Source organism: Bradyrhizobium sp. (assembly GCF_035484855.1).
Lineage (GTDB): Bacteria > Pseudomonadota > Alphaproteobacteria > Rhizobiales > Xanthobacteraceae > Bradyrhizobium.
Genome location: NZ_DATHOP010000142.1, coordinates 1 through 5,744, shown reverse-complemented (window position 1 = coordinate 5,744; position 5,744 = coordinate 1). Strand labels below are relative to the sequence as shown.

Here is a 5,744-nt window from a genome sequence, read left to right as displayed (position 1 = left end):
GGCTACCGCCGCATTTCAGGCGACCGTGCCCGAACCGGAGACGTTGTCGGATCAGCTTATTTGACTTGGCATCGTTCGCTCGCGTCCTCCTCACCTCTCCCCTTGCGGGAGAGGTCGGATCGCATCGTTAGATGCGATCCGGGTGAGGGGTTACGGACTATCGATGGACCTGAACCCCTCACCCCAACCCTCTCCCACAAGGGGAGAGGGAGCGCGCCTCCGTTGCCGTTGCAGATCAGGCTGATCTCATCATGCTCTAGCGAACGAGTTCGGTGTTCCGGCGAAAGACGTTGCTGCGGCGTGGCGACGAGCCATCAGTCCCTTGAGGCAGACCGGAAATGGGGTCAGCTTCTTCGGGCTCGCTCCGGCAGTTCTACAGTGATTTTAGCTTCGTCGCGGCCGGGCAGAACCGCGGGGCATCACGAGCTGTAATAAATGCCGAACCTGTCGCCGGTTAAATGACGGCAGGCGGCTTCTCGGCATGGCGTTGCGACAGCGTGAAGATTTCGACGCCGTTGGGGGTTACGCCGACCGAATGTTCGAACTGCGCCGACAGCGAGCGATCGCGCGTCACCGCGGTCCAGCCGTCGGACAGAATCTTCACATGCGGCTTGCCGAGATTGATCATCGGCTCGATGGTGAAGAACATGCCGGGCTTCAGCGTCACGCCCTCGCCGGGCCGGCCGATATGGATGATGTTCGGCTCGTCGTGGAACATGCGCCCCAGCCCGTGGCCGCAGAAATCGCGCACCACGCTCATGCCCTGCGGCTCGACAAAGCTCTGGATGGCATGGCCGATGTCGCCGGTGGTGGCGCCGGGTTTCACCGCGGCGATGCCGCGCATCATGGCCTCATAGGTGACTTCGATCAGCCGCTCGGCCTTGCGCGCGATCGGGCCGACCGCATACATCCGGCTCGAATCGCCATACCAGCCCTCGACGATGAAGGTGACGTCGATGTTGACGATGTCGCCTTCCTTCAACTGGCGGTCGCCGGGCATGCCGTGGCAGACCACATGATTGATCGAGGTACAGGTCGAATAGCGGTAGCCGCGATACATCAATGTCGCCGGGTAGGCGCCATGGCGGAAGGCGAACTCGCGGACGAATTCGTCGATTCTGGCGGTCGGCAGCCCGGGCTTGACGATGTCGGTCAGCTCATCGAGGCAGGTGGCGACCAGCGCGCCCGCCTTGCGCATGCCGGCAAAGCCGCTCGGCCCGTGCAGCTTGATCTGCCCGGTCTTGCGGAGCGAGGTATCGGAGGCTTCGACGTAGCTCATGGATGGATCGTATCTTCTAAGGACGGGGTGATAAGCACCCTAATTTAGTGATCGGGGCGCGGTGTAGCAAGCGGAGGTTGGGGGCACCCCTCGCATGGGTCGAGGCCATCGGCCGATTAGAACCGCGACACCCTTCGGGTCCCATGTCCTCAGCGGGGCGGAAGTAGATTATCGCGTCGTTGGGACTCAGCGGAGATTGATCGAGAATCGTCATCGATAATCCAAATTTGCGACCGTTTCTTGGACAATGCCCTTTGAAGGCGCCTCAACTCCAAAATTAAATCTGTACCGTCTTTCGCTGTACCGCGGAGTTGGCGCACGCACCACCGCAGGGCGTAGAGCATCGTGCCCACTGTAAAAAAAGCCGCCGTCAGCGCGTAAAGTATCTCCATGCCCAATGATCGATTCGATTCATTGAACGAGTCATTAACTCTGAGGAAATTCGTTGTGCGTTTTCCTGTATAATGAACAGCAATCGTTTGCGGTTTATTCAGATCAAACTCGACTCGAATCTTAGGCTTTTACCGTAAGGGAGCACGGGATATAGCCTTTTCAAATTAGCCATTGCCGTCCCCCCAAATTGACGTGCATCTCGCGATGCCCGACCCCGTTCTTGTATCGCCAAAGATATTTAGAATTGCTTCCGCTTCGGCTATCGGGGTTGCCAAGATAGCGCAACACGCTACAGCGATTCGGAATTGAGTTTCCGCCAATACCGGTCGTCATAAGCAAAGAAGCAGAAGTCCGTTCAAGCGAACGAACTCCTGCCCCCCTGTTACACCAACGCTTTAATAATTGCCGCGATACCAAAGAGGCACGCTGCAATGTTGACGTTGATGGTTAGTGTGATCCGAGGTTTCATTTTGAAGCCCTCGGGCCACGCCGGCGCAGCCCGTAAGGGTTGCGGTAAGCGCCCCATCGGAACGAGATGACAACCGCTCGTTCATGGGTGCATCGGCCCACCGTTGACGCTCTAGAACCGCCTCAGGTAGCCCCACGTCGCTCCCTTGCCAACATGGGTACGGTCCCAAGGGTGTTAGGGACGGGCCAGGTCAGCTGGGCGTGGGCTGCAAGGTGTCCAAGCTGATTGCCACGTTGCGAACGCAGGTCCGGCTTGGGCTTGCAGTAGGATAAAAGGTGAGCCGGGAACTATTTTGTGTCGAGCGAGTTTTTACGCGTTCTCCACAGAAGAAGAGCTTGACCTTGTATTTGGAGGTCGTCGAGTTGCTGAGTCGGCGGTACGTCGGCGACCACTAATTCGAAACCCCGGGCGCGGTCTCGACCGGCAGCGCGCCGCCGCGGATGACGATTTCGCGCACCGGATAGGGCACCCTGATGTCCGCCCGCTTGAAGGCCTCCCACAGCGCCAGCATCACCTCGCTCTTGACGCCGTCCATGCCGTCGGGGTCGGCGATCCAGAACGTCAGCGAGAATTTCATCCCTGCCTCGGCAAATTCGGTCAACAGGCAGCTCGGCGGCTTGCCCTTGATGGCGCGCGGCGCGGCCGCGGCAATGTCGATGGCGAGCTTGCAGACCAGGTGCGGATCGGCGTCGTAATTGGTGCCGAAGATAACCTTCACCAGCGTGTTCTTGTCGGTGTAGGTCCAGTTGGTGACCTTCTGGGTCACCAGATCCTCGTTCGGGATCAGGAATTCGCGGCCATCGCCGGCGGCAACCGAGACATAGCGCGTCTTCATCTCGTTGATGCGGCCGGTCGAGTCGCCGATGGTGACGAGATCGCCGGGCTTTACCGATTTGTCCGCCAGCAGGATGATGCCGCTGATGAAATTGGCGACGATCTTCTGCAGGCCGATGCCGATGCCGACGCCGACCGCGCCGGAGAACACCGCCAGCGCCGACAGGTTGATGCCGACCGCACTCATCGCAATGGCGATCGCGACGATGATCAGGCCGAGCCGGATCATCTTGATCAGCAGCACCTGCACCGACGGCGTCAGGTCGGTGGAGCGACTGATCCGGCTTTCGGCGAAATTGGAGGCGATGTTGGTCAGCCACAGCGCTGCGATCAGGAGCGCCCCGAACTGGATCAGCAGCAGCGGCGTCAGCCGCAATCCGCCGAGCACCACCGAGACTGAATCCAGCGCGTCGATCGCGGGACCAAGCTGGCCGATAATGCTCAGCGCCGCCACCGCCCAGGCCGTCAGCGACACCAGCTGGACGATGAAGGCGTTGCGCATCACCGAGGTCACGAGCCGGATCACCAGCCACGCCACCGCGAGCTTCGCCGCCACCATCAAGAGGTAACTCCGGCTCGGCCAGGTCGAATGGTACATCGCGACGCGGGCTGCGATCACCAGGATCGCAAACACCGCGGTGGAGGCGCTCTCGACCAGTACGCGGGCAAAATGCCGCAGCGGCAGCGGCCAGCCCGTCGCAAACGAGGTCATGTCGACGCGCGCGCGAATCGCGGCATTGGTCGCCAGCGCGATGCCGGCAGCCGCCAGCATCAGCCCGAACTGCAGATAGAACCAGGGCGAGGTGATTTCGGCGCCGACCGAGCGCGCGGTGGCGTGCACAAAATCAAGGATGTCGCTTGGATCCATCGGCAAAATCTCTTTGGCTTTCGGCAGAGCATTGAACAAAATTGATTCGAATATCCAGCAGATTTCCATACCGGCGGACGCCGCGCCATCGCCGCAAGACGCCGGTGCGGCGCGCGAGAGCCGGCAAAACCGGGCATATCGCAGGCTTCGGCGGAAAATGAGTTGGCGTCGAAGTGTGGCGACGATAAGGATGCAAATCCAGGTATTTGCGGTGATCTCAGGGGATTCATGGCCTCGCTCGATTCGGTCAGCATAGCCATCCTGCTCGGCGCCGTCCTGGTGATGGCCGGCATCCTGTCGAGCCTGCTGGCGCTGCGCTTCGGCGCGCCGCTGCTGCTGGTGTTTCTCCTGATCGGCATGCTGGCCGGCGAATCCGGCCCGGGCCATGTCGACTTCGACGACGTCCGTACCACCTATCTCGTAGGCTCCGTGGCGCTGGCGCTGATCCTGTTCGACGGCGGCCTGCGGACCCGGTTCCAGAACATCCGCGCGGTGCTGGCGCCGTCGATGGCGCTCGCCACCATCGGCGTGCTGCTGACCGCGCTGATTACCGCGCCGGTCGCCCGCTATGCGCTCGACCTGAACTGGACCGAGTCGCTCCTGGTCGGCGCGGTGGTGGCCTCGACCGATGCGGCGGCGGTGTTTCTGCTGGTCCACGCGCAGGGCCTGCGGCTGCGGCCCCGCGTCGGCGCGACACTGGAGGCGGAATCCGGCACCAACGATCCGTTCGCGGTGTTTCTCACCCTGATGCTGGTCGAATACATCTCGGTCGGCCAGGGCTCGGCATGGCATGTCGCGCTCGAATTCGGCCGCGAGGCCGTGCTGGGCGCCATAGCCGGTGTGATCGGCGGCCGGCTGGTGGTGCTGGCGCTCAATCGCGTGGCGCTGCCGCAGGGCCTGCATGCGCCGTTCGTCACCACCGCGGCGCTGGTGATCTTCGGCGCGGCGCAGATCGCGCACGCTTCCGGATTTCTCGCGGTCTATCTCGCCGGCATCATCATCGGCAACCGGCCGACGCGGGCGCATAATTCGGTGGTGACGTTTCTCGACGCCGCCACCTGGCTGGCGCAGATCGTGATGTTCGTGCTGCTCGGGCTGTTGGTGGCGCCGCAACGGCTGATGGTCAGCATCGTCCCGGCCGTCCTGGTCGCGCTGACGCTGATGCTGATCGCCCGCCCGCTGGCGGTGTTTCTGTGCCTGGCGCCATTTCGCTTCAACTGGCGGGAAAAACTCTTCATTGCCTGGACCGGCCTGCGCGGCGCGGTCGCGATCTTCCTGGCGTCGATCCCGATGCTGGTCGGACTGTCGAAGGCCTATCTGTATTTCGACGTCGCCTTTGTCGTCGTCATCATCTCGCTCTTGCTGCAAGGCTGGACGCTCGCCGCCGCCGCGCGAAAGCTGCACGTCGCATTGCCACGCGCCGAGCGCGGGCCGCGCCGCGTTGAGCTCGATCTGCCCGGCCAGCTCGAGCAGCAACTGGTCGGCTATTCGGTGCGGCCGAAAAGCCTGTATTTCCGGCGCGGCCTCATTCCATCCTGGTCGAAGCCGACGCTGGTGATCCGTGACCAGCATATCCTGTCGCCCGTGGAGGCCGATCCCGTGCGCCCCGGCGACTACCTCTATCTGCTGGCGCCGCCGGAAAAGGCCGAGGCGCTGGACCGGTTCTTTGTCGACATGCAGCCGAGTTCGGCGCCCGACCCGCATCTCCTCGGTGATTTCACCGTCTCCGGTGAGCACACGCTGGGGGAACTCGCCGAAATTTACGGCGTAGCGGTGGGTGAAGAGCAGACAAAACAGACGCTGGCCGATTATTTCGACATTCACCTCGACAACGCGCCAAAGGAAGGCGCCACGCTCGAACTCGATCCGATCACGCTGGTGGCGCGTAGCATCTCCGGCGG

At 62.2% G+C, this 5,744-nt stretch carries 3 protein-coding genes; 1 reads left to right on the top strand and 2 read right to left on the bottom strand.

The window, feature by feature from the left end:
- Nucleotides 1-454: 454 nt before the first annotated feature.
- Together map and VK804_RS15875 are read right to left on the bottom strand one after the other, a co-directional pair.
- Nucleotides 455-1,279, bottom strand: coding sequence for a type I methionyl aminopeptidase (gene map, locus VK804_RS15880; protein ID WP_325371864.1), 825 nt, complete (start codon nt 1,277-1,279; stop codon nt 455-457).
- Between the two features lie 1,253 nt (nt 1,280-2,532).
- Complete coding sequence (locus tag VK804_RS15875) at nt 2,533-3,843, bottom strand: mechanosensitive ion channel family protein (protein ID WP_325371862.1); 1,311 nt, start codon at nt 3,841-3,843, stop codon at nt 2,533-2,535.
- Between the two features lie 228 nt (nt 3,844-4,071).
- Here VK804_RS15875 and VK804_RS15870 point away from each other — a divergent pair.
- Nucleotides 4,072-5,744, top strand: a 1,673-nt coding sequence (locus VK804_RS15870; RefSeq protein ID WP_325371860.1) for a potassium/proton antiporter, incomplete at its 3' end; no start/stop codon positions are given.